Below are 20,989 nucleotides of genomic sequence, written 5' to 3'. Positions count from 1 at the left end.
TTATCATTAAGTGTAACTGGTTGTAATTTATGGTTTATATTGTTTAATGTTTTTTGAATTAAAACGATTTTATGTCGATAATCGCTTTAGTGAACGGTCTTTTTAGTCGCTCTATATAGTCATGTTAGGAGCCGAATTAAGAGAACTAGAATGGAAAAATCGCTAATTAGACCCAGCTTCGTCACGCAATTTAGTTGTATAGGCAGTGATTGTGAAGATAGCTGCTGTTATGGCTGGAATATCATTATTGATAAACAGAGTTACAAAAAAACCCTAGCGCACAAGGAGCTTAAGTCTTTGGCTCAAACGGCGCTGAAGAAAGTAAAAAAGAGCGAGCAACAATGGGCTCAAATGGTACTCGACTCAAAAGGTGCTTGTGGGTTTTTAGATGATAAGCAGCTGTGTCAAATTCATGCTAAAGCGGGTGAGGACTTGTTGAGCCACACTTGTAAGACCTACCCTAGAATGTCGCACATGAAAGATGGTGATCGTTATGAAAGCCTGTCGTTATCTTGTCCTGAAGCGGCGCGGACTATTCTGCTTAAGCCCGATGCGTTTCAATTTGAACGTATGACGGTGAACCATCACCGTACCTTTAAAGCGACGCCAATATGGGCGAAAAAAGCCCATGATTATACCATTCAGCTGTTATTGAAACCCGAGCAGCCAATAGAGCATGGGCTCACAGCGGTCGGTATTTTAATGAAAACAACTGAACGAGTTGCCAATGGTGAACTGGAAAGCAGCGCCATTGATGATATGTTTCAACAACTGCTGAGTTTGAGTAATAACGGTCAGCTTAAGCAACATTTTGAAGGCTTTAATAAAGATACCGAGATACACAAAATGCACGCTTTCACGTCGATGCAACTGTGGTTAAACACCAATAAAGCAGGACGAGGACGTAGTCGATTTGAGCAGATAAACCAAGCCATTTGTGCCATGGGTGACGGTGATAACAAAATTAGTATGGGGCGGATTAATCAGGCTTGGCGCGATGTCGCCTTACCTGCATTGGCTGAGCATCAAACGCTATTTAGTCGTTATTTATTTTACTATTGTTACCATATGAATTTTCCACAAGTTGACGCACTCACTCCATCGCAGGCATTTCGGGTGATGCTGTTGGACTTCTTTATGCTGCGCTGCTATTTAGCCGTGATTGCAGCGCAGAAACAGGGGTTGTCTGAACACGATATCATTCTGTGTTTTCAGGTGTATCACACCAATAGGCAGCATAAAGCCAACTATAGCCAATATGCTGTGGAACTCTTGGATAAAGGGCAGTTTGAAGACTTAGCATCGATCCTCACACTGCTAGCGTGAAACAGCGATTGATTGAGTGACGAATACGGGGCTTTTTGGCCCCATATTCTCTCGCTTAAGATCGCTAAGTTAGTAGGGAAGACACCTGAGCTCGGCTGAAGTTGGCTTGCGCCATGAGTGACGTCACCTGCAGGCTGAAAGGTGTAGGTTGCATCAAACTCTTGACTTGATTAAGCGTCGAATCCAGCCCTTTTAGGGTGTCTTTTTGGCGGTTAGCCTGATGCAGTTGCTGTTGAATGTGTCGCTGACTGTGGTTAAGTTCTTGCAGCTGCCCCTCGACTTTATGGCGGGTTTTACTGATTTTAGCCACGGTTTGTTTAAGTTCTTGTGGGCTATTAAAACGCCATTCTCGTGGATCTTGCCAGCTTAACTCTTCGCTGACCTTAATGGTTCGCGCATCACCTGCAGGGAGTCGCTGGCCTTGGCCTGTCATCAATAAACCTGATTGGATTTGTTGCCACTGTTGTTTATTACTTTTGAAGATAACGCGGCCTTCATTGGATTTTACGACCCGAATATCGAGCGGCTTGAGACTGCTGTCGAGACGCTTTAGTAGCTCGGCGGGTTGAGCATTTGCGGGTAGCAGTACCCTTACTGTGTCATTGCCTATGTGCATATTCACTTGTTCGTCACGGGAGTTGACGGCGATCAAGTCGACAGACTTTAAGCTAAAACTGTATTTTGCTACCGGGCGTTGAGCTGAAATAAGATTGAGCTGATGGTCGACTAATTGTGTGCCCTGATAGCTGATGTTTAGCCCTGCCAGCTGCTGTTGGAGCTGCTGTGCTTGGCTGAGTGAGTCGCTATTATTTGACGTGAGAGATTGTTGACTGTGATTTTGCAATTGCTTTAGCAAGGTTTGTACTTGTTGTAGTCCATGTTCGGCGACTTGTTGAGCGCTAATTTTATGTTGGCCTTGGGTGACTTTTGCCCACTTATCATAGCTTTCAAGTCTATGGCTTGGAATGCTAGCAACATTGACTTTTGCTTGCTCTTTCGCGGGGTGTTGCATAGCCGTCGTTGGCGCAACCGTTTGGCTGCGCTGCTGAACTTGGAGTGAATCTGAAATCCCTTTGAGCATCGACTTCTCTTAGCTTGGTATTATATGTGGTTGAACAACGATAACTGCGATACTTGCACAAACGTTTTCTGAGTCACCTGAAGGGTGGTGAGCTTTAGATTAAACTCGGCAGTGGCTTGGGCATAGTCTAACCCTTCAGTTTCCCCAATCACCTCTTCGTTAAATAGTACCCGCTCTTCATGGGAGGTTTGGATCAAACTCAAGGTATTTTGTTTGCCACCAATATCTGTGATTGCAGAACTAATACTGGTGAGAGTGTCATCGAGGCTAGTTAACATGTCACTGGCGGATTGACTAAAAGTGGGGTCGCCAGGTGCTAAAGTAGGATCTTCTAGCACAGTGATAAAATCTTTGGTTTGGTTGAGAATATCTGCGCTACCGTTAGCGAAAATAAACTCCGCCGCAGTGCTGTTGGCAGTCATCCAAGATGAGCCGGAGGTTTGCACCTCTCTATGGTTGGTATCACCTTGATAAACATAGTTACCACTGGCGTCTTTTCCAATCGGTGCAGTGTCAGTCAAGTTACCCGAAAACAAGTAATTACCGCCTTCATCTTTGGCATTGACGGTATCGACAAAGGCTTCTAATAATTCGTCCATCTCCGCTGCATATGCGGCTCTGTCTTCTGGCGATAAACTACCATTATTGGCTGCTACGGTGATTTCACGCATGCGGCTTTGTAATTCGACCATGCTCGACATGTAAGTTTCAGCGCGGCCAAAACTGGTTGAGAGTGATTCAGTATTTTTGATGTACTGATTCGTGGCAGCCATATCTCTTTGGCTGTTAATGACTTTCACTGAACCTATGGGATCATCTGACGGGCGAAGAATCGATTTACCCGATGCCATCATTTGATTCAACTTGGAGATATCGACAGTCGATTTCTGCAGGCTTTGTAAATTATTGCTGTAAAGATTAAGCATACTTACGCGCATTCGAATGTCCTTAAATACTGTTTAATATCGTTTGAAATAGTTGATCGGCTGTCGAGATAACCTTGGCATTTGCTTGGTAAGATTGCTGATAGATGATGAGGTTAACGCCTTCTTCATCCATGTTGACGCCACTGGTGCTGGCCCACTGCCCCTGAGCTTCTAGTTGCAGCTTTGCTGCGGTATCTTGGTTCATTTGTGCTTGACGAGAGGCGGAGCCTAATTCCCCAATCTTGCTGGCAAACGCATCGCTCATGGTAGTGTTGACACCCATTGAACTAAAGGTGAAGTTTTGATTGGCGAGCTCGACGAGATCTTTCAAGTTACTGTTATCGCCAGGGGTACCATCTTTACCAAAGGTGAGCATGCCCGCGGTAAAACCAGAGGTCATCGTTAAGCTGCCAGCTGGATTGGTTGGATCATAGCGAAACAGATCTTGAGTCGGGGGATTACCGTTTAAATCGGTACCGCCGGCAAGCACTGCATTAAACTCATCGGCCATGGTGGTGGCCAGTTCATTGATAAAGCCGATTGAATCCACCAAGCTGTTATCACGATAGTCGATAAGCGCGCCTAAATTACCGCCCGCAGCTTCGTCAAGCGGGAAACTGGATTGACCAAACTGAATGCTAATCTGGCTAAACTGTGGGTTAGCAGGATCAGGTTTGACGATAATTTTCGATGCGGTGGTGCCAGATAACAATGGTTGGCCTTGCGCTAAGGAAATATTGAGCATGCCGTTGGCATCCTCGACCACATTGACATCGACAATTTTAGAGAGGTCATCTACCGCAGCATCTCTGGCATCAAGCAGGGCTAACGGCACATTACCGCTGGCACTGGATTTTTGGATGTCAGCGTTAAAGCGGGCGATAGTCTGTAATTGGCTGTTAATCTCTTTTGCCGAAGCGCCTATTTGACCTTCGACCTGAGAGACCTGTGAGTTAAGCCCTTCGCTGATGGAGTTAAAGCGTTGCGTAAGTGCTTTGGCTTCGTTGAGTACACCTTGGCGATGGGCTATCTCGTTAGGTTGCTCCATTGCAGAGTTCAGTGAAGCAAACAGCTGATCGAGCCCGGCTGAAATGCTGCTACCTTCGGAGCCGAAGATCTGCTCGACCTGACCCAGATAGTTTGATTGTGCTTTAGCAAAACTCAAGTCGCTGGTGGTATTCCATAATTGCGCGACTTCGTATTGATCTGAAATGCGGCGCACACCATCAACCATCACCCCTGAGCCGCTGCCGTAAACGCCGTTACCCACAGAGCCGAGCATGACTTGCTGACGGGAGTATCCCGGCACCATCGCATTAGCGACATTGTTAGACGTGGCTGTCAGGGCAGCCATGCTGGCATTAAGTCCTGACATACCGATATTGAGCATGCTCATCTTAAATCCTTATTTGTGGTTAAATACGGGCTAATCAACAACGTGACTTACTCTGGCAGCTTGCTAACAAAGGGCAATATCAAGGCGGGCTGCATGGCACGAGTATTAGTATCGCTACTGGGTTGATTACTAGAGGCGACCGTCTCAGGGTCAGACTTAAGTCCGGCTGATAATTGTTTGATCATCACCTCTGCTAATCCGGTGCTTTGGACCTGACTTAAGCGGCCTGCAAGTTCAGCATCATGCCAGTCACGGTACATGCCGTTATTTTGCGAAGACAGCGGGCTGTCTTTATCGGCCATCACATCTGATGCTGAGCGCATTTGCTTCAATACGTTTTGTAAAAATAGTGCTTCAAACTGCTGGCTTACCATTTTCAATGCGCCATGTTCGCCATTGGCTTTAATCAACTCGCCCGCATCGAGTTGGTTTAAGTAACTGTGGTTATTATCGAGTTCCATTAAATCACCACCAATTCAGCTTCAAGCGCGCCCGCTTCATTTAGGGCTTGTAAGATGGCCATCAGATCCATCGGCGATGCGCCGAGACTATTGACGGCGCGAACGATGTCATTAAGGGCGATACCTTCTGGCCAAACGAACATATGACCATCACCCGCATCAATATCAATTTGGCTGTCGGAACCGACAACGGTTTCACCTTGTGCTTGGCCTAAATAGGCGCCGTTAGGTTGGCTAACAAATTCTTGTTCAACGATGGTTACGGTTAAGTTACCGTGACTGACTGCCGCTTTACGTACCACAACATCACCGCCCATGACGACGGTGCCAGTGCGGCTATTAAAGACGACGCGTGGCGATTTACGGCCTTGTTCAATTTGCAGTTCTTCTAGCATCGACATAAAAGTAACCCGCTCGCGATTAGAGCTTGGGGCACGTACGATCACTTTAGCGCTGCTATCGGCCTCGGCGACATTGGGGCCAAAAAGCGCATTAACCGCTCGCTCGATATTGCGTGCGGTTTTAAAACTGGGGTCGATCAAATTTAATACGATGTGTTCGTTTTCATTAAAGTTACTGTGCATCGGCGCTTCGAGCAGCGCCCCATTGGGAATATTACCCACTGTAGGCACATTGATGGTGACAGAGCTGCCATTTCGACCTTGAGCTGATACACCACCAACCACTAGATTACCTTGGGCTACCGCGTAAATTTCGCCATCAACACCGCGCATTGGGGTCATCAATAACGTGCCACCGCGTAAACTTTTGGCGTCACCCAGTGACGACACCGTGATGTCTAACTTCTGCCCCGGACTCGCTAAAGGAGGAACCGTAGCGTGGACAGCAACAGCCGCGACATTTTTAAGTTTAGGGTTAATCTTACCGTCAATTTGCACCCCAAATTGCTTTAACATATTGACGACGGATTGGCTGGTAAAACGCACTTGGGTGCGGTCACCGCTACCATCTAGACCCACCACTAAACCGTAACCGACTAGCTGGTTATCACGGATCCCTTGTACATCGACAATGTCCATCAGGTAGCGATGCTGGACTTTCTCCTGCGCTTGAGTCGGAAGCAAAGGTGATAAGCCTAGACACATACTGAGGATAAAAATGGCTATTTTTTTCATTCACACAATCCTGAAATTTGAACTCTCAAACAAATCATCACAACGGAAACCAAGGGCTATTAAAGTAACGCGCGGCCCAACCCATACGGTTGCTGTCTGAAATGGCGCCTTGGCCGCCATATATAATTCGCGCATCGGCGATACGTTGCGACGAGATAGTGTTGTCGTTACCTATATCGTCAGTACGAATAAGCCCCAGTAAACGCAAGTATTCATCGCCTTGGTTGAGGCGCAGCCATTTTTCACCGCGGATCAACAGGGCGCCATTAGGCAACACTTTGGCGACAGTGACTGTGATAGAACCTGATAGCTGGTTTTGCTGCGTGCTTGAGCCTGTGCCGTTGAATGAACGACCCATATTCGCTTCACCGCTACCACTGACACTACTGCCGTCCGTCGAGCCTTGACCATCAATTGACATGCCGCTGACCTTATTGGTCTTGGTGTCGGCCCGCTTACTTGAATAGGTCTCCTCATCTAGAGCGACAGTGAGAATATCGCCTTCTCGAAAAGCGCGTTTATCTTTAAATAGCGTTAGCATGAAGCCTGGACGATAAGCACTGCCGTTTTCTGCATCAGGTAGGCTGTAATCAATCTCTGGCGGTGCCCATTCAGGCTTACCTGGCTCTGTGTCAGGTTCTGGAATATGAGCGATACAGCCAGACAATAGCAGTATCAACGCTAAACTTAAGCCTATCCGTGTTGATTGCATTGGGGCTCCCTTTTCGAGTTCTATTACTGAGTCAATGATTAAGCGCGTTTTACAGAGCTTGGTTTAGGAACTTGAGCATATCGTCTGAGGCCGAGACGACTTTGGCATTCATTTCGTACGCTCGCTGAGTAGAGATCATCTCGACCATCTCCTCCACCACATTGACGTTGGCACCTTCTAGCGCACCTTGGCGTATTTGGCCCAGTGCTTGGTCACCGGCAATGCCTTCTATTGCCGCACCCGATGCGCCCGTTTCGCGATAAAGGTTATTACCGCGGGCTTCTAGCCCTGCAGGGTTGGTAAAATTGACGAGGGTGATCTGGCCTAATTCTTGTGCATCTGGTTGGCCAGCCATTTGTGCTGAGACGGTACCGTCAGTCGCGATAGTGACGGTGAGCGCGTCTTCAGGGATCTCAATGTTGGGCACCATGGGTAATCCTTGCGAAGTCACCATCAGACCTTCGCTGCTGCGGTAGAATTGACCGTCGCGGGAAAAACTAATGTCGCCATTCGCTTCTTCAATTTGGAAGAAACCTTGGCCTTCAATCGCGAGGTCGAGTTGCTGATTGGTGGTAAGCATGTCACCGGGAGTGAATACTTTTTGGGTGCCGACAACACGGGTACCTGTGCCGAGCTGTAATCCTGATGGCAGTTCGTTTTGGGCATCGACTTGACCGCCTGGCTGGCGTTGCACTTGGTAAAAAAGATCATTGAAGGCAACACGATCACGTTTAAAACCTGTGGTGTTTACGTTTGCCAAGTTGTTGGCAATGGTGGTCATTTTAGTATCTTGAGCGGTTAAGCCCGTTTTGCTGACCCATAAAGCTGATTGCATTTTATTGTCCTTTCAAATCGAATCTAGGCATCACGCAGTAGTCTGTTGCCAGCTTCTGCGAGTTTTTCGGCGCTTTTCATTAGTTTGACTTGCACTTCAAACTGACGGCTTAAGTCCATTGCGGCAATGAGCTCTCCCACTGCTTGAACGTTGCTGGCTTCAAGAAAACCACTGCTAAGTCTCACTTCCTCACTGGCAGGCAATGGCTGGCGATCCGCGGGATACAGTAAACCGTCAAGGCCTTTGCTCATGGTGCTGATATCGGGGTTAACCAGTTTCAGTTGGCCAATCTCTTCAATGATGCCGCCATCGTCAGCGATAATGCTTAACCTGCCGTCATCACCGACAAATAGCTCACGGTACTCGGGTAACACGATGGGACCATCGACCCCAGCGACGGGACGACCGTCTAAGGTGAGTTGGCCATTGGCGTCTGGCTGTATAGCGCCTGATCGGGTATAGCCTTCGCCTGCAGCGGTCATCACCGAAAATAGACCCGCGTCATTGATGGCAAGATCTAAGGTTCTGCCTGTCGGATTTAATGCCCCGCTTTGCTGACTAAATCCGCTACTTTGGGTTTGCGCCAATACGCGAGTTTGCAAGCTGTTACCTGTTGGGGCAACGACCATGGCGTTAACGCGTTCTAAATCGGCTTTAAAGCCAGTAGTATCAGCATTGGCTAAGTTATTGGCGCGGATAGCTTGTGCTTCCATCACTCGGGCTGCGCCTCTGGCGGCGGTATAGAGCATTCTGTCCATGAGTTAGGCCTAAATCGCGTTTAGCAATGCTTGTTGCATCGTTGAATTGGCATCTAACACCTTGGCGTTTGACTGATAGTTGCGCTGCGCTGTCATCAAGTTGACCATTTCGGCAGTGGTGTCGACGTTGGAACCTTCAAGGTATCCAGAAGCGACTGAACCCAAGGTGCCTGTAGTGGGTGTGCCGATAATTGGCTGGCCTGCGGCATTCGTTGCTGTCCACGCATTGTTGCTGGTCGGTGTTAAGCCGTTAGGGTTATTAAAGTCAGCCAATACGACTTGGCCTTGCAGTTGTTCTTGGCCATTGGTGTAGGTGCCAAATAGCATACCGCTATCATCTAAACGAATACCGTTTAGTTCACCGGAGGTATAGCCATTCTGGCTCAGGCTAGAGTTGTTATAGTCAGAGGCATATTGGGTGCTCTTGTCATAACTGAGTGCCAGGTTCATGTTGGATGCGCCAGCAATAATGTTAGGATCGGTGATCGCCAAAGTTAATGAGTTACCACCAGTAAGAATACCGTCAGAGTCGAAGCTCAATTGGTGGCCGCCAGCAGGTGTCACATCGGTATTACCCATCATGTAATGCACAGACCAAGTGTTATCAGCCGTTTTGGTATAGTACTGAGTGAGGGCATGTTCCTTACCCAGCGAGTCATACGCGGTGACTGTGCTTGATGAGTGATAGGTGGCTGCGTTATCGGGATCAAATGGGGTGGCTAGGGGATCAATAATATCCACTCTGGCATCTAAGTTAGAGACCAAACCTAAGGTTGTTGTGGCTTTGGCGGGTAAAGCGCCTGCTTGTATTTGTAAATCGGCCACGTTACCCGTCTGCAGATTACCTGTAGCTCCCACTGAATAACCTTGCAAGCGGTTACCTGCAGGATCGGTGACAAAACCGTTGGCATCTTGGTTAAACATGCCTGCTCTAGCGTACATAGTATTGCCATCTTGGCCACTAAGGACGAAGAAACCATCGCCCTGAATGCCCATATCAAGCTGACGACCCGTATAAGTTAAGCTACCACCGTTAGAGAAGTTTTGGCTGGTGGACATCACATTGACGCCGCCTGCTTGGCCGCCGTTATAGATGGCTGAAAACTCACTGCGACCGCTGCGAAAGCCGACCGTTGAAGAGTTAGCAATGTTATTACTGATAGTGTTTAGATCTTGTGTGGTTGCTTGTAAGCCACTTAACGCAATATTGAAAGACATCGATTAATCCTTTGCTAACCAGTTATGAAACTTCAGAGATTTCCAGCACAGAGACAGTGCCAAGACCATTACCTAATTCAGCCATCATCATTCCTGAGGCGCTGATAAAGTGTATTTTTTCGATTTTTGCTTGGATGAAGGTGTCAGCAGTTTTAGTGACGTCGCCTGCAGTGGTGTTGGCGACGATACTGTAATCACCCGGTGGAAGACCTAATGCCTCAGGGTTAATCGTAAAGTCTTTATCCCCTGCTTCTTGTGAGCCTAACTCTAATGTGTGTACCACTTCGTCATTGCTATCAAGGATATCGATACTCAATTCTTCAACGGCATTGTTGAGATAGACCTTGCCCTCTAGCGGTGAGTTATCGATGTTAAATTCTGACGCAGGCACCATGGCATCTTTGCCGACGAGTTGCGCAGATTGCACAATGCCAAGATTTTCCATCAACACCATCTGCGTTGACTGATTAGCGCGCATTTGTTCTAGGCTTTCAACTTGAGAAAATTGCGCCAACTGTGTCACGTACTCGGTGCCATCGATGGGATTAGTTGGATCTTGGTTTTGAATTTGGGCAATCATCAAGGTCATGAATTCGTTCTTGATTGAAGCCGAATCGTTACCGGGTGAACTGATGGTGCCTGGTGCATTTACATTGCTGTTATTGCTGCTGGTGGTGACGTTCATTATTTGGCTCCTAATTGCAGTAAACCTTGCTGCATAGAACGGGCACGGTTCATTATTTCAACATTGGTTTCGAATGAACGACTGGCGGCCATCATGTCTGCCATCTCTTCAACGGTATTAACGTTGGAGTAGGCCACGTAACCTTGCTCATCAGCATAGGGATGGTCGGGTTCATAGCGCAGATCCAGTGGTGCATCAGATTGCACTATGGCGGAGACTTCCACGTGCGCGCCGGCGACTTGACCTTCTTGAGTCTGTTTATAGATGGTGGTAAAAACGGGCTTTAAAGCACGGAAAGCCTCTTCAGGGCTTTCTGCTGCGGCGCCGGCATTGGCTAAGTTACTGGCAACGGTGTTAAGGCGAATGGTTTGGGCATGCATGCCAGAACCAGCAATTTGATAAATTTCAGAAAATGACATAGTGGCTTATTGACCTTCGATAGCAGTGCGTAAACCTGAGATCTTCATGTTGAGGAAAGTCAGGCTAGTTTGATAATCCATGGCGTTTTGCGAATACCTAGCTTGCTCTTTACCTAATTCGACGGTGTTTTGGTCAGCTGAGGTTTGGTAAGGCACACGAAAGCTTTCTTGGTAATTGCGGTCTGGAGACATGCCGGAATTGATCTGTAACATCACCGTTTTAAAGTCGAGATCACGCGCTTTATAGCCGGGAGTTTCGGCATTTGCTAAGTTACCTGCCAGCATCTTGCTGCGCTCGACTCTAAAATCTAATGTCTGTGGGTGAATACCTAATGCGGCATCAAGGTTGATAGCCATTCCGACTCCTAGTATGGTATGTCCTGCTTAATTACTCTTTGTATATCCAATTACTGTGCCAATAGTTATAACCGAGGTGTTTCAATGGTTTACGTTTATGCTTGGCGAAAGATCGGAACCTGTATTTCCTACTTCCTCCTCAGTGTTTCCTGTTTATTTCCGCCATTAAGTCTGGCGCAAGAGAACACAGGTACAGCGGTACAAATTGAGCGAGAATTTACGCAATTGTTATCAGCAGAACTGCGTGAATGGCAGCAGCAAGCAGGGTTGAGTCAACTTGAGTCTACCGTCGATATCAAAGTGCCATCGGGGGCTAAAAGACTCGCGACGTGCTCGTCGGCACTAACGATTGAAATCAGCAGGCGGGTTCCTTTAGGTAATGTGCAGCGCAAGGTGAGTTGTGAGCCGATGGGCTGGAGCTTATATGTGCGAGCGTCAGTCGATGTGAGTGCCAGGCTTCCCGTGGCCAATCGCGTGCTAAAGCGTGGCGAGCAGATTAATGCGGCGGATATTGATTGGAAGCTGTTAAAACTGAGTGCAGCAGATAAAGATTTAGTGACCGATATCGAGCATATTATTGGTCGGCAAGTGGTGCGAAAGTTACGTCGTTATAAGCCGATTAAGGCGCTGCAATTAAGTGCGCCACAGTGGATTAATATTGGCGACCGAGTGATCATTGAGGCCCGCAGTAATGGCTTTTACGCCAATATGCCCGGTGAAGCCTTGGAAGGCGGTGGCGAGGGCAAAGCCATTCGGGTTAAAAATTTGAGCTCGGGTAAAATTATCTCAGCCTATCCGATAGCAAAAGGGCGGGTGTCGACCCTATTTTAAGCGGGGTTAACATCGCTTACGTTTTAGCCTAAATAAATGGCTTGGTTATTTCAGATCGGCGTTAAAGGGTCGCTTTACTTCCTATAGTAGGCGAATTTAAGGCAGAAATTATGGAAATTAGCAAAGTAAGTAGCACGATCAGTGCTGACATGGGGATGAGCAAAAGCAAAACGCAAAGTGCGATACCTGTGCCAGAAAAGCCTGTTGCAACGCCGATTAAGGCCCAGCAGGAAGTCAGTGAAGATTGCAGACTGCTAGAACATACTAAACACAGCTTAGAGCAGTTGCCTGACTTTGATCTAAGCAAGGTTGAGCAGCTGCGTCAGTCTTTGGTTGATGGTAGTTTTGAGTTAAACCTTGAGGAACTGGCTGAAACTATGGTGCAGCAACATGGTTGAATCCGTGCCGACGAGTAGCAAGCGTGAGTTAGTCCAACGTATTGTACGAGGCATTCGTCAAGATATTGAAGGTTATAAACAACTAAAAAGCTTACTAAAACGCCAGCGTGAATTGATGCAGCGGCGCGATAATAATGGCTTAACTTATCATAACCAGCACCAGTCTGAATTGTGCTCTAGCTTGATGCGAAAGGCGAGCGAACGCCGCAAAATGTTAGAAGCCTTAGGTTTTTCTGGTAGCGCGAGCGGTATGGTGAGCTTGATCAGCAAGCTACCAGCAGCATCGGCATCAGAGGTCTCTATACTGTGGGACAATCTGCTGTTATTGGTTAAAGATAGCCAATTAGTCAACGAATCTAATGGTCAATTGTTAGTGGCACAGCAAGAGGTCATCAGTCAGCTGCTGAATCGAGATAACGATAATGCTATCGATTACGGTGACACACGTTAATTGTTTACCTGATTAACGACGGGAATAACGCCCAGCCAGATCATCAAGTTGCTTCTGTTCTTGCTTTTGCTGTAGCAGTTCATGTTGCTGTAAGCGTTCTTTATACAGCCACTGTATTCCTTGCTGACGTCCTAACTGTTGGCGCCATAGTCCATGCATTCTTTGATGCTCTTGCTGTAATAACAATTGTTTACGGGTGAGCTGCTTTAACATCGGCTCGATCACTTGCACCATCTGCGCACTGTTTTGCAGTAGCAGGGCTGATGGGCAAGTTGCATTCGCGTGACTATAGTCTGAAATCATCTGCCCTAACTGCAGCTTTTGTTGTTCTATGGTATCCATTTTGCTTTGGGCTGCGTTTCTTTGTTGCCCAAGCTGACTCAGTTTTTTCTCTTCTTGTTGGCACAACCTCAATAATTGCTTCATTCAGTGTCTCCAGCTGTCAAAGAGAAGCCCATTTTACTGACTAACAGTTCTAATGCGTTAAGGCTTTGCGTTAGATCGGCTTGAGTGTGAGTCTCTTGGCGTAAGAAAGTTGCCATCTGTGGGTAGGCACTTACGGCCATATCCATATCAGGATCGTTACCGGGTTGATAACCGCCCAAAGGCAGTAAGTCTTTAACTTCGTTGTAGCGGCTGTTGAGGTGACGAAACCATTGCCCCTGTTTTAAGGTATTAGGGTGAGCGACTTGTGTTGCTAAGCGACTGACAGATGCACCGATATCAATTGCTGGAAAATGCCCCTGCTCCGCTAGCTTACGGTCAAGCACAATATGGCCATCCAAAATCGCACGAGCTGAATCGGCAATCGGATCTTGCTGGTCATCACCTTCGGTTAACACCGTATAGAACGCGGTTAAGGTGCCCGTCGGGTGCTGACTGTTGCCTGCCATTTCCACGAGGCGAGGCAGTTGTGCAAAGGCCGAAGGTGGATAACCTTTAGTGGCGGGGGGTTCACCTAAGCTGAGAGCTATTTCACGCTGAGCTTGGGCATAACGGGTTAATGAATCAACCAGCATTAACACGTGTTTGCCCTGATCGCGGTAACCCGCTGCAATGTGATGACACAGGCGCATTGCGCGCATGCGCATTAAAGGAGTGGTATCGGCAGGTGCTGCGATGACAACGGCACGTTTAAGCCCCTCTTCACCCAGTGATTCCTCAATAAACTCTCTGACTTCTCGGCCTCGTTCGCCAATGAGCCCAACAACAACAACATCGGCTTCGGTAAAGCGAGTCATCATGCCCAGCAGGACACTTTTACCCACGCCTGAACCTGCAAACAGACCCAAGCGCTGGCCTCGGCCTACGGGCAACAACGCATTGATCGCGCGGATCCCAACATCTAATGGTTCGCGGATCGGTGTTCGTTTGAGCGGATTAGTTGTTTTGAACTGTAAGGGCACTTGAGGAATATGTTTAATACAGCCGAGATCATCAAGAGGTTGGCCCAAGCCATCAAGCACTCGGCCAAGCAAGCCTAAGCCGGTCGGAATTTGATAGCGTCCCTCAATGGGCATGACGCGTGCGCCAGGCATTAGACCACTGGTCGGTTCGATAGGCATGAGACACAGTGTGTCTTTGTAAAAGCCGACCACTTCTGCTTCGACGAGTTGATTGTCGCGACATTCGATATGGCAACGATCGCCGGTGCCTAATTGGCAGCCAACAGCCTCGAGTAAAAGACCATTAACTCGAGTGAGGCGTCCGTAGACTTGGGCGACTGGGATCTTGGGCCAGTTTAGAATATCAGCACTAAGCTTCAACTTGAGTCTCGTGTAATGGTTGCTCTTGTATAATTGGAGTGTCTTGCAAGTGGTTTTCCACTTGAGCCATACAGCGATCAAGGCGAGTTTCTACTGACGCGTCAGCATCAGATGTTTCGCTGACGATACGGCAGCCACCGGCGCTAATACTGGCATCGGCGACGAGGCTCCAAGATTGAATTTTATCTGTTGCTAACTCTTTAAGTTTTTCTACAGCACTTGGCTCAAGGTGAATTTTGACATTGCTAGGGTCGTCTGGCAGTGCGGCTAAGGTTTCTTCTATTAAGGTTAAGATCTGTTGCGGCTGCAAGGTGAGTTCGCAACGGATCACCTGCAAAGATACCCGTCTGACGAGATCTAAGATTAAAGATTGTTGCTGCAAAATCTGCTGATTGTGTCCCTCTTCAAGTAGAGATTGCAGCGCACTTAAGGGGGTGATGATGCTATTGAGCTGCTCATCAATATTGTCTTTACCTTTTTGCTGCCCCTCGATTCGACCTTGGTTGAAACCCGCGGCATGACCTGCTTGTTGTCCCTCTTCTTCACCAGAGATAAAGCCAGCTTGATGGCCTTTTTGCACGCCTTCGCTGTAGCCTTTATCGAATGCCTGTTGAAAATCTTGCCAGCCAGCGGTTTCAGTGTCGGCATTACTCTCTGTTATCAGAGGTGAAAAACGGTGTCGGCGTGCGTGATGGCCAACCAGACGCCAGCGAGGATCTATTTTATTGACAGTATCGGTCATTATTCTACTACCTGCTCTTCAAACAGTTGTAACTCGAATTCGCCGTCGTCCATCATCTGTTTTGCTAATGCCATGATCTCTTTACGAGCGGCAATAGCTTGGCTTAATGGTACGCTACCAATGGCTTCGACTTGGGTTTCGATGGCCGATGACATGCGTTTTGGCAAGGCGCTAAGTAAAGTGGATTTAAGCTCGCTATCGATGCCTTTTAGGGCAAGAGCCAGTACATCAGCAGGCACGACTTCCATGATTTCCTGTAAAGTTTCTGGCTTCTGACGTCCTAGAATAATGAAGTCGAACATGTTGTCTGCCACATTGTTGGCTAGCTGCTTATCATGCAGTTTGAGCATCTCCATTAATTGCTCTCTGTCGCCCTCAAAACGGTTGAGAATGTCGGCAACTTGGCGGACACCGCTGACTTGAGTGTAACTTTTCCCCATAGCGATCAGCATACAGCGTTCGACAAGTTGCTTAAGCTCATCAACGACCTCTCGGTCGATATCACTAAGTTGAGCGATACGCACTAGCACTTCATCTTGCACTTCAGCGGGCAGGCCTTGCAGCACGAGTGCTGCACTGTCTGCGGGCAGTAAGCCTAATAACACCGCTTGCAGTTGACTGTGCTCGTTAGCTATCTCGCGGGCCAGTAATTGCGGTTCGACCCATTCAAGCCGTTTAATGAGGGTTTTAACTTCATCGCCGTAGATACTGTCAATCAGGCTTTTAGCAACACGGTCTCCTAAGGCGAGATCTAAAGTTTTTTGCAAATAAGTACGTGAGGCCCGAGCGATACCTGATTGCTCTTGGTAACGCTTAAAGAAACGCCCAAGCACCGCTTCAGCTTCGTCTTGCGTTATGCTCGATAACCGTGCCATTTTGTGGCTTAAGTGTTGTACATCATGGCGATCCAAGTGAGACATGACTTGAGCAGCCCCTTTTTCACCCATGCTAAGCAGCAGCATGGCGGCTTGCTCTAGGTTGTCCATTTTTATTGTGACTTCATTGTTATTCACTGTTTTGGTTACCTATTTCTGTTAAGCCTGATGAGACGCTTGTTCATTTTCTTGGTCACTAATCCACTGCGATATCACCTCTGCAACGCGTGCTGGTTCTTGATTGGCGAGCAAGCTGAGGTGTTCCATTTGTATCGTTAATGGTGAGCCCGGTGCGGGTAAGCTGAGATTGCTGTTCCAGTTGTTGTTAACGTTGGTATTTTCAATGTCCAACAAGGCATCAGCTTGATGCTGTGCATCACTAATGGCGTTATTGGTACTGGCTTCTGCTGATGACATCAAGGGGGTCGGAGCGTCCAGCGAGTCTTTTTTGACGTTGTATTCAACCGTGCGCGTTAAATGCTGTACCAATGGGCGTAGCACAAAGAAGATCATCCCTAGCCCCAAAATCGCACCGATTAAATAACGTAAATATGTTTGGTAGCTTTCGGCTTGCCACCAAGGCAGGGGTTCAAACTCAACCACTTTTATTGGCGCAAAATTAAAACTACTGATGCTGAATTGATCGCCACGGTTGGTTGAGTAACCAATCGCGCCTTGTACCATGTTACTTATCTGGTCGAGTTGAGGTTGACTCCATCCTGTTTCGCCAGCGGCTTGGCTATTGAGGAGCACCGCGATAGAAAGATTTTCTAACTGCATCTGCTGGTAACGGGTGTGTTTAACTGAGCGGCCAATTTCAAACTGACGACTTTCTTGTTGGTTGAGGTTGCTGTTGCTGTTGGTGCCAGGTGTTGCTGTCGGGGGCTGGTTACTCAAGGCGCCGGGGATCCCTAGAGCCATGTTGCCACTGGTTTGTTTTGTGCTTTGATTTTCTTGACTCACAACAGTTTGTGGATCAAGTGATTCACGTGTTTCTTCGACTTGATTGAAGTTTACCGTGGCGGCAACCTGTACTTGAAAATTATCCTGTCCGAGAATAGGTTGTAGCATGCTTGAGGCGCGGCTAACCAAGTTCTGCTCAAGCTCTTGGGTGTATTGTAGTTGTTTGTCTCGTGCTTGAGTGATGTCCTGACTTGCATTGATATCAGCACTTAAATGGTTACCCTCTTGATCGACAATTTGCACATGTTCGGGGGTCATGCCAGCCACACTGCCTGCGACCAAGTTGGCGATAGAGGTGATTTGTTCAGGCTGTAGGTGCTTTCCAGCATAAAGCGCTAACATCACTGAGGCTGATGGTAGCTCAGGTTGTTGGCGGATAAACAGGGTTTTCTTGGGGATGGCTAGGTGCACTCTCGCAGATTTAACGGCCTTTAGTGCCATGATTGTTCGTGATAACTCACCCTCTAAACTATAGCGATACTTAGCTTGTTCCATAAACTGGCTGGTGCCTATGGTCGACGCATCGAGCGAGTCCATGCCGGAAGGAACTTTGGCTTTAACGCCACGAGCGGCGAGTACCATACGTGCATTACCCAATTTGTCTTCAGGTACTAACACCAATCCACTGGTGGGATCGAGGCGATAACGGATCCCTTCGGTTTCGAGTACTTCAATGATGTGGGAGGTTTCGACGTTTTCCTGATTACCATACAGCGGACTATAACCTCGACCTGTACTCCACAGCATCAACACGATGACACAGGCGGCAACGATAGCCAGAATAGCCAATGTCGCGGCGTAATTATCTCCATGACTGAACTGCTGCCATTTTTGCTTCAAGGTGTTAAGACGATCATTATTGCCATTTACATCGGTTATGGCTGGGCTGGTTTGAGTCAATGTGGTCGACATGCTTTGCTTATTCCTTGCTCAAAAAGGCGAGTTGATTTTTGGGCGTTATTACACGAGTGATTAACTGGATATACATGGCTTAGATAGGCATTTTCATGACTTCATCAAATGCTTGCACTAAACGATTTCGGATCTGAATCATGGCTGCGAATGACAGGCTGGCCTTTTGCGATGCGACCATAGCGCCGACTAAGTCATCACTTTCACCACTATCTACGGCTCGAACTAAGGCTGATGAGGTATTTTGATCAGCATTGATTGCGGCAACCTTATGCTTCATCAGCTCGGTAAATGAAGCAGGCTGAAGCCCCAAGTCTCGAGGATTAACACCTACTTTTATTGCCCCCTTTGCCATCTCAGAGTGGATACTGAGTTGCTGGATCATTGATTGGGCGCTGGCGATGTTGGCATTTGACATTAGTGCTCCTTAATTATGCTAGTAGTGACTTACGCCGCGTGACCTGAAGGTGATAAAATTTGTTCTATATCAATGCCTTCTTCTCGCATCTGTACCAGTTTGTATCGCAAAGCTCGGGTGGTCATTCCAAGTGCTTGTGCGGTGTTATTTCGGTGGCCATTATGGCGTTTTAAGGTATCGATAATGTATTGGAACTCTGCCTGACGCTTTGAGGCTTTTAGGCCTGACTCATTGGGTTCGAGCTGTGCACTACTATTTTGACTTGCTAAGCCAAGCTCTTCAGCTTGCAGGGCTTGCCCACGGCGCATGACAAGTGCGCGTTGTATGGTATTTTCGAGCTCGCGGACATTGCCAGGCCAATCGTGGCTTAGGAGTACATTGCGTGCCTGTTCGCTGAAGTAACACTGTTGGTTCAGCGTCAACATTTTATAGCGTTGCAAAAAATGCTCAGCGATTGGCAAAATGTCTTCGCGCCTTTGCCTAAGCGGTAATATTTTGATCGGGAGCACATCTAAGCGATAGAACAGATCTTCTCTAAATTGACCATCGAGCATGGCTTGACGCAGATCTTTATTGGTGGCAGCAATAACACGAATGTCGAGTGCGATTGATTTGTGGCTGCCTAAGCGTTCAACTTCTCTTTCCTGCAAAACACGTAGCAATTTTGCTTGCAATAAGAGGGGCATTTCAGCGATTTCATCGAGCAAGATGGTGCCACCATTGGCGAATTCAAACTTACCGGGTTGATCGGTGGTGGCGCCAGTAAAGGCGCCTTTAACATGACCAAATAGAATGGACTCTAAGATACTTTCAGGGATGGCGGCACAGTTGATGGCGACAAAAGCCTGTTCAGCACGGTCGGAATGACGGTGAATATAGCGAGCCAGAGGTTCTTTACCGGTACCACTTTCGCCAGTGAGTAATACTGTGGCTTCGGTACTTGCTGCTCGATGAGCAAGCATAAGCAGTTGGCGACTGACGGGGGCTGCACAAATTAACTCATTATTGGGTAATTCTAGTCGGCGTAGTCGCTGCAGTAGAGAACATAGCTGCTCTTCGTCTATTGGCAGCAGTAGGTAGTCTTGGACACCACATTGCATTGCCATACTGGCGAGTTCGGTTTGCTCCGGTTCTAGCAGCGCGACTTGGTGTTTACCTGGAAACTGCCTTAGCTGGCTAGCAACATTGTGGCTGTTGCACTGAGAAAGGTTCACTAAGCTCAGCCATGGAGCGCTGTCATCATCGGTTTGCCAAAGGCTAAATCCTTGCTGAATTAATTTTTTCAGGCTTGATGGCGGTAGTTGGGCGTCGATAAACCTTAAACTAGAAGGATTCACTTTGATGCTCCCAAAGCAGACGGCGTTGCTGATTTCACTAAACGTATGCTGACTCTGCGGTTCAGCTTTCGCCCTGCGGTATCCAAGTTGCTGGCTACGGGGGCACGGTTACCGTGATGCCGTGTTTGGATCATCTGTGCTGGCACTCCGAGCTCAATGAGTCGAGACATCACTTCGTCAGCGCGCGCTTTACTGAGCACCAAGTTAGCGAGATGGTCACCAGATGCATCGGCATGGCCATCGATTAAGACCTCAGCGATCGTTGGATCTGCTTGGATATAGCGATACATAGCATAAAGGTCTTGTTCATGTGCAGCGCTTAACAGGCTTGAACTGGTCGCAAATTGCAACTCAAGACGACGCAAATAACGAAAGGGTTTAGGCAGCAGTTGTTGACGGCAGATCCGAAATTGATTCGCGACCGTTTGGGTGGAGATCGGACTGGAGCTTATTTGATAGCTGCTACTCTCTGGTGTGGCAATGTTAACTTGCCAGGTGGAGCCTTGTTCGAGCGCTTCTAAAAATGCATTGGTATTGTGTTGAGCTAATGCCTGAGAACCGAGCCAATGCAGCGAGGTTGTCGCGATAGGCTGTTGGGTTTGTGCTTGCCATGAAGGAGGGACGACAAAGGCTTGGCTCTGGGTGTTATCTAAACTCAACCAGTCAGCTTGCAGCGATAGAGTGAGTACTTCACCAGGATTGGCGATAAGTCCCAGAGTACCAAAACTCTGCACTCTATGATTAATTTCACAGCCAAATGGATCCCCTGAAAAAAGCCATTGGGCTTTTTCAAAAGGTGTTTGATATTTGATCGATGTCGCCATCGCGTTATTTGTTATGGCTGTACACATAAAAACCAAACAGGCCGAAATATAAACTGAGTATTTCAATTTTTCATAATCCTTAAATGCATGCACTGTTATTTTTATTGTTTTTGGTATCACACTTTTTAGCGTTGCCAATTAAACACGTAATATTAAAACATG

General features: G+C 47.6%; 24 protein-coding genes. 4 read left to right on the top strand and 20 right to left on the bottom strand.

The genetic code is table 11. From position 1 onward, the window contains the following. Positions 1 to 150 precede the first annotated feature (150 nt). Entirely contained in the window at positions 151 to 1,326 is a 1,176-nt protein-coding gene (gene fliB / locus CXF82_RS16485; protein ID WP_102044588.1) for a flagellin lysine-N-methylase, read from the top strand. Positions 1,327 to 1,390: 64 nt separating this feature from the next. On the opposite strand, the gene CXF82_RS16480 is transcribed toward fliB, so the two are convergent. Genes CXF82_RS16480 through CXF82_RS16425 form a run of 12 tightly spaced genes read right to left on the bottom strand, consistent with a single transcriptional unit; the run spans position 1,391 to position 11,310 of the window. Further along, positions 1,391 to 2,407, bottom strand: a complete 1,017-nt coding sequence (locus tag CXF82_RS16480; protein WP_102044587.1) for a hypothetical protein — start codon at positions 2,405 to 2,407, stop codon at positions 1,391 to 1,393. A gap of 20 nt (positions 2,408 to 2,427) precedes the next feature. Then, positions 2,428 to 3,345 (bottom strand): flagellar hook-associated protein FlgL, encoded by a 918-nt coding sequence (gene flgL / locus CXF82_RS16475; RefSeq protein ID WP_101090851.1) that lies wholly within the window; start codon positions 3,343 to 3,345, stop codon positions 2,428 to 2,430. 10 nt (positions 3,346 to 3,355) lie between these two features. Then, positions 3,356 to 4,729 carry a flagellar hook-associated protein FlgK gene (flgK, locus tag CXF82_RS16470; protein ID WP_102044586.1) on the bottom strand — a complete coding sequence of 458 codons (1,374 nt, stop codon included), beginning with the start codon at positions 4,727 to 4,729 and terminating at the stop codon, positions 3,356 to 3,358. Positions 4,730 to 4,776: 47 nt separating this feature from the next. Next, on the bottom strand, positions 4,777 to 5,190 hold the full coding sequence (locus tag CXF82_RS16465) for a rod-binding protein (protein WP_101090847.1): 414 nt from the start codon (positions 5,188 to 5,190) through the stop codon (positions 4,777 to 4,779). After that, positions 5,190 to 6,326, bottom strand: a complete 1,137-nt coding sequence (locus tag CXF82_RS16460; protein WP_102044585.1) for a flagellar basal body P-ring protein FlgI — start codon at positions 6,324 to 6,326, stop codon at positions 5,190 to 5,192. Before CXF82_RS16460 ends, CXF82_RS16465 begins: the two co-directional genes overlap by 1 nt. 37 nt (positions 6,327 to 6,363) lie before the next feature. Further along, positions 6,364 to 7,038 carry a flagellar basal body L-ring protein FlgH gene (gene flgH, locus CXF82_RS16455; protein ID WP_101090843.1) on the bottom strand — a complete coding sequence of 225 codons (675 nt, stop codon included), beginning with the start codon at positions 7,036 to 7,038 and terminating at the stop codon, positions 6,364 to 6,366. 49 nt (positions 7,039 to 7,087) lie between these two features. Next, on the bottom strand, positions 7,088 to 7,873 hold the full coding sequence (gene flgG, locus CXF82_RS16450) for a flagellar basal-body rod protein FlgG (protein ID WP_101090842.1): 786 nt from the start codon (positions 7,871 to 7,873) through the stop codon (positions 7,088 to 7,090). A 23-nt stretch (positions 7,874 to 7,896) separates the two neighbouring features. Beyond that, positions 7,897 to 8,631: a flagellar basal body rod protein FlgF gene (locus tag CXF82_RS16445; protein ID WP_101090840.1), complete on the bottom strand. Its 735-nt coding sequence runs from the start codon at positions 8,629 to 8,631 to the stop codon at positions 7,897 to 7,899. 9 nt (positions 8,632 to 8,640) lie between these two features. Beyond that, positions 8,641 to 9,849 (bottom strand): flagellar hook protein FlgE, encoded by a 1,209-nt coding sequence (flgE, locus tag CXF82_RS16440; protein WP_101090838.1) that lies wholly within the window; start codon positions 9,847 to 9,849, stop codon positions 8,641 to 8,643. Between the two features lie 22 nt (positions 9,850 to 9,871). Next, positions 9,872 to 10,534, bottom strand: coding sequence for a flagellar hook capping FlgD N-terminal domain-containing protein (locus CXF82_RS16435; RefSeq protein WP_102044584.1), 663 nt, complete (start codon positions 10,532 to 10,534; stop codon positions 9,872 to 9,874). Next, complete coding sequence (gene flgC, locus CXF82_RS16430; RefSeq protein WP_101090834.1) at positions 10,534 to 10,953, bottom strand: flagellar basal body rod protein FlgC; 420 nt, start codon at positions 10,951 to 10,953, stop codon at positions 10,534 to 10,536. Before flgC ends, CXF82_RS16435 begins: the two co-directional genes overlap by 1 nt. A gap of 6 nt (positions 10,954 to 10,959) precedes the next feature. Beyond that, on the bottom strand, positions 10,960 to 11,310 hold the full coding sequence (locus tag CXF82_RS16425; protein WP_101090832.1) for a flagellar basal body rod protein FlgB: 351 nt from the start codon (positions 11,308 to 11,310) through the stop codon (positions 10,960 to 10,962). A gap of 84 nt (positions 11,311 to 11,394) precedes the next feature. On the opposite strand from CXF82_RS16425, the gene flgA reads away from it, so the two are divergent. The 3 genes from flgA to flgN all read left to right on the top strand — a co-directional run bounded on the left by flgA (position 11,395) and on the right by flgN (position 12,990). After that, positions 11,395 to 12,141, top strand: coding sequence for a flagellar basal body P-ring formation chaperone FlgA (flgA, locus tag CXF82_RS16420; protein WP_101090830.1), 747 nt, complete (start codon positions 11,395 to 11,397; stop codon positions 12,139 to 12,141). A gap of 110 nt (positions 12,142 to 12,251) precedes the next feature. After that, positions 12,252 to 12,539, top strand: coding sequence for a flagellar biosynthesis anti-sigma factor FlgM (flgM, locus tag CXF82_RS16415; RefSeq protein WP_101090828.1), 288 nt, complete (start codon positions 12,252 to 12,254; stop codon positions 12,537 to 12,539). Then, complete coding sequence (gene flgN / locus CXF82_RS16410; RefSeq protein ID WP_101090826.1) at positions 12,532 to 12,990, top strand: flagellar protein FlgN; 459 nt, start codon at positions 12,532 to 12,534, stop codon at positions 12,988 to 12,990. Before flgM ends, flgN begins: the two co-directional genes overlap by 8 nt. Before the next feature lie 12 nt (positions 12,991 to 13,002). On the opposite strand, the gene CXF82_RS16405 is transcribed toward flgN, so the two are convergent. From CXF82_RS16405 to CXF82_RS16370, 8 genes are all read right to left on the bottom strand, one after another. Further along, positions 13,003 to 13,416 (bottom strand): hypothetical protein, encoded by a 414-nt coding sequence (locus CXF82_RS16405; protein ID WP_101090824.1) that lies wholly within the window; start codon positions 13,414 to 13,416, stop codon positions 13,003 to 13,005. After that, the gene (locus CXF82_RS16400) at positions 13,413 to 14,756 is read right to left on the bottom strand and encodes a FliI/YscN family ATPase (protein WP_101090822.1); all 1,344 of its coding nucleotides are present in this window, start codon (positions 14,754 to 14,756) and stop codon (positions 13,413 to 13,415) included. The genes CXF82_RS16405 and CXF82_RS16400 overlap by 4 nt, the downstream gene beginning before the upstream one ends. Continuing rightward, positions 14,746 to 15,498 (bottom strand): flagellar assembly protein FliH, encoded by a 753-nt coding sequence (gene fliH / locus CXF82_RS16395; RefSeq protein WP_101090820.1) that lies wholly within the window; start codon positions 15,496 to 15,498, stop codon positions 14,746 to 14,748. Before fliH ends, CXF82_RS16400 begins: the two co-directional genes overlap by 11 nt. Next, positions 15,498 to 16,484, bottom strand: coding sequence for a flagellar motor switch protein FliG (locus tag CXF82_RS16390; RefSeq protein WP_232775053.1), 987 nt, complete (start codon positions 16,482 to 16,484; stop codon positions 15,498 to 15,500). Before CXF82_RS16390 ends, fliH begins: the two co-directional genes overlap by 1 nt. A gap of 48 nt (positions 16,485 to 16,532) precedes the next feature. Beyond that, the gene (gene fliF / locus CXF82_RS16385; protein WP_102044583.1) at positions 16,533 to 18,248 is read right to left on the bottom strand and encodes a flagellar basal-body MS-ring/collar protein FliF; all 1,716 of its coding nucleotides are present in this window, start codon (positions 18,246 to 18,248) and stop codon (positions 16,533 to 16,535) included. Positions 18,249 to 18,327: 79 nt separating this feature from the next. Next, a complete protein-coding gene (gene fliE, locus CXF82_RS16380; protein WP_101090815.1) occupies positions 18,328 to 18,666 on the bottom strand; it encodes a flagellar hook-basal body complex protein FliE in 339 nt (112 codons plus the stop codon). A gap of 29 nt (positions 18,667 to 18,695) precedes the next feature. Then, a complete protein-coding gene (locus CXF82_RS16375) occupies positions 18,696 to 20,003 on the bottom strand; it encodes a sigma-54 interaction domain-containing protein (protein ID WP_101090813.1) in 1,308 nt (435 codons plus the stop codon). Then, complete coding sequence (locus CXF82_RS16370) at positions 20,000 to 20,893, bottom strand: MotY family protein (RefSeq protein ID WP_102044582.1); 894 nt, start codon at positions 20,891 to 20,893, stop codon at positions 20,000 to 20,002. The genes CXF82_RS16375 and CXF82_RS16370 overlap by 4 nt, the downstream gene beginning before the upstream one ends. Between the last annotated feature and the right edge of the window lie 96 nt (positions 20,894 to 20,989).

This window comes from Shewanella sp. GutDb-MelDb, from assembly GCF_002836075.1.
GTDB lineage: Bacteria > Pseudomonadota > Gammaproteobacteria > Enterobacterales > Shewanellaceae > Shewanella.
The sequence above is the reverse complement of the archived record's forward strand: the minus strand, read 5'-3'. Positions and strand labels throughout refer to the sequence as shown.

What these genes read in the sequence shown, in the direction of transcription:
- flgM (WP_101090828.1), top strand. Translation starts at nt 12,252, where the DNA reads ATGGAAATTAGCAAAGTAAGTAGCACGATCAGTGCTGACATGGGGATG.
- flgC (WP_101090834.1), bottom strand. Translation starts at nt 10,953, where the DNA reads ATGTCATTTTCTGAAATTTATCAAATTGCTGGTTCTGGCATGCATGCC.
- flgK (WP_102044586.1), bottom strand. Translation starts at nt 4,729, where the DNA reads ATGAGCATGCTCAATATCGGTATGTCAGGACTTAATGCCAGCATGGCT.
- CXF82_RS16390 (WP_232775053.1), bottom strand. Translation starts at nt 16,484, where the DNA reads ATGGACAACCTAGAGCAAGCCGCCATGCTGCTGCTTAGCATGGGTGAA.
- flgL (WP_101090851.1), bottom strand. Translation starts at nt 3,345, where the DNA reads ATGCGCGTAAGTATGCTTAATCTTTACAGCAATAATTTACAAAGCCTG.
- CXF82_RS16445 (WP_101090840.1), bottom strand. Translation starts at nt 8,631, where the DNA reads ATGGACAGAATGCTCTATACCGCCGCCAGAGGCGCAGCCCGAGTGATG.
- CXF82_RS16465 (WP_101090847.1), bottom strand. Translation starts at nt 5,190, where the DNA reads ATGGAACTCGATAATAACCACAGTTACTTAAACCAACTCGATGCGGGC.
- fliB (WP_102044588.1), top strand. Translation starts at nt 151, where the DNA reads ATGGAAAAATCGCTAATTAGACCCAGCTTCGTCACGCAATTTAGTTGT.
- CXF82_RS16405 (WP_101090824.1), bottom strand. Translation starts at nt 13,416, where the DNA reads ATGAAGCAATTATTGAGGTTGTGCCAACAAGAAGAGAAAAAACTGAGT.
- fliF (WP_102044583.1), bottom strand. Translation starts at nt 18,248, where the DNA reads ATGTCGACCACATTGACTCAAACCAGCCCAGCCATAACCGATGTAAAT.
- CXF82_RS16435 (WP_102044584.1), bottom strand. Translation starts at nt 10,534, where the DNA reads ATGAACGTCACCACCAGCAGCAATAACAGCAATGTAAATGCACCAGGC.
- fliE (WP_101090815.1), bottom strand. Translation starts at nt 18,666, where the DNA reads ATGTCAAATGCCAACATCGCCAGCGCCCAATCAATGATCCAGCAACTC.
- flgA (WP_101090830.1), top strand. Translation starts at nt 11,395, where the DNA reads ATGGTTTACGTTTATGCTTGGCGAAAGATCGGAACCTGTATTTCCTAC.
- flgN (WP_101090826.1), top strand. Translation starts at nt 12,532, where the DNA reads ATGGTTGAATCCGTGCCGACGAGTAGCAAGCGTGAGTTAGTCCAACGT.
- fliH (WP_101090820.1), bottom strand. Translation starts at nt 15,498, where the DNA reads ATGACCGATACTGTCAATAAAATAGATCCTCGCTGGCGTCTGGTTGGC.
- flgE (WP_101090838.1), bottom strand. Translation starts at nt 9,849, where the DNA reads ATGTCTTTCAATATTGCGTTAAGTGGCTTACAAGCAACCACACAAGAT.
- flgG (WP_101090842.1), bottom strand. Translation starts at nt 7,873, where the DNA reads ATGCAATCAGCTTTATGGGTCAGCAAAACGGGCTTAACCGCTCAAGAT.
- CXF82_RS16425 (WP_101090832.1), bottom strand. Translation starts at nt 11,310, where the DNA reads ATGGCTATCAACCTTGATGCCGCATTAGGTATTCACCCACAGACATTA.
- flgH (WP_101090843.1), bottom strand. Translation starts at nt 7,038, where the DNA reads ATGCAATCAACACGGATAGGCTTAAGTTTAGCGTTGATACTGCTATTG.
- CXF82_RS16460 (WP_102044585.1), bottom strand. Translation starts at nt 6,326, where the DNA reads ATGAAAAAAATAGCCATTTTTATCCTCAGTATGTGTCTAGGCTTATCA.
- CXF82_RS16480 (WP_102044587.1), bottom strand. Translation starts at nt 2,407, where the DNA reads ATGCTCAAAGGGATTTCAGATTCACTCCAAGTTCAGCAGCGCAGCCAA.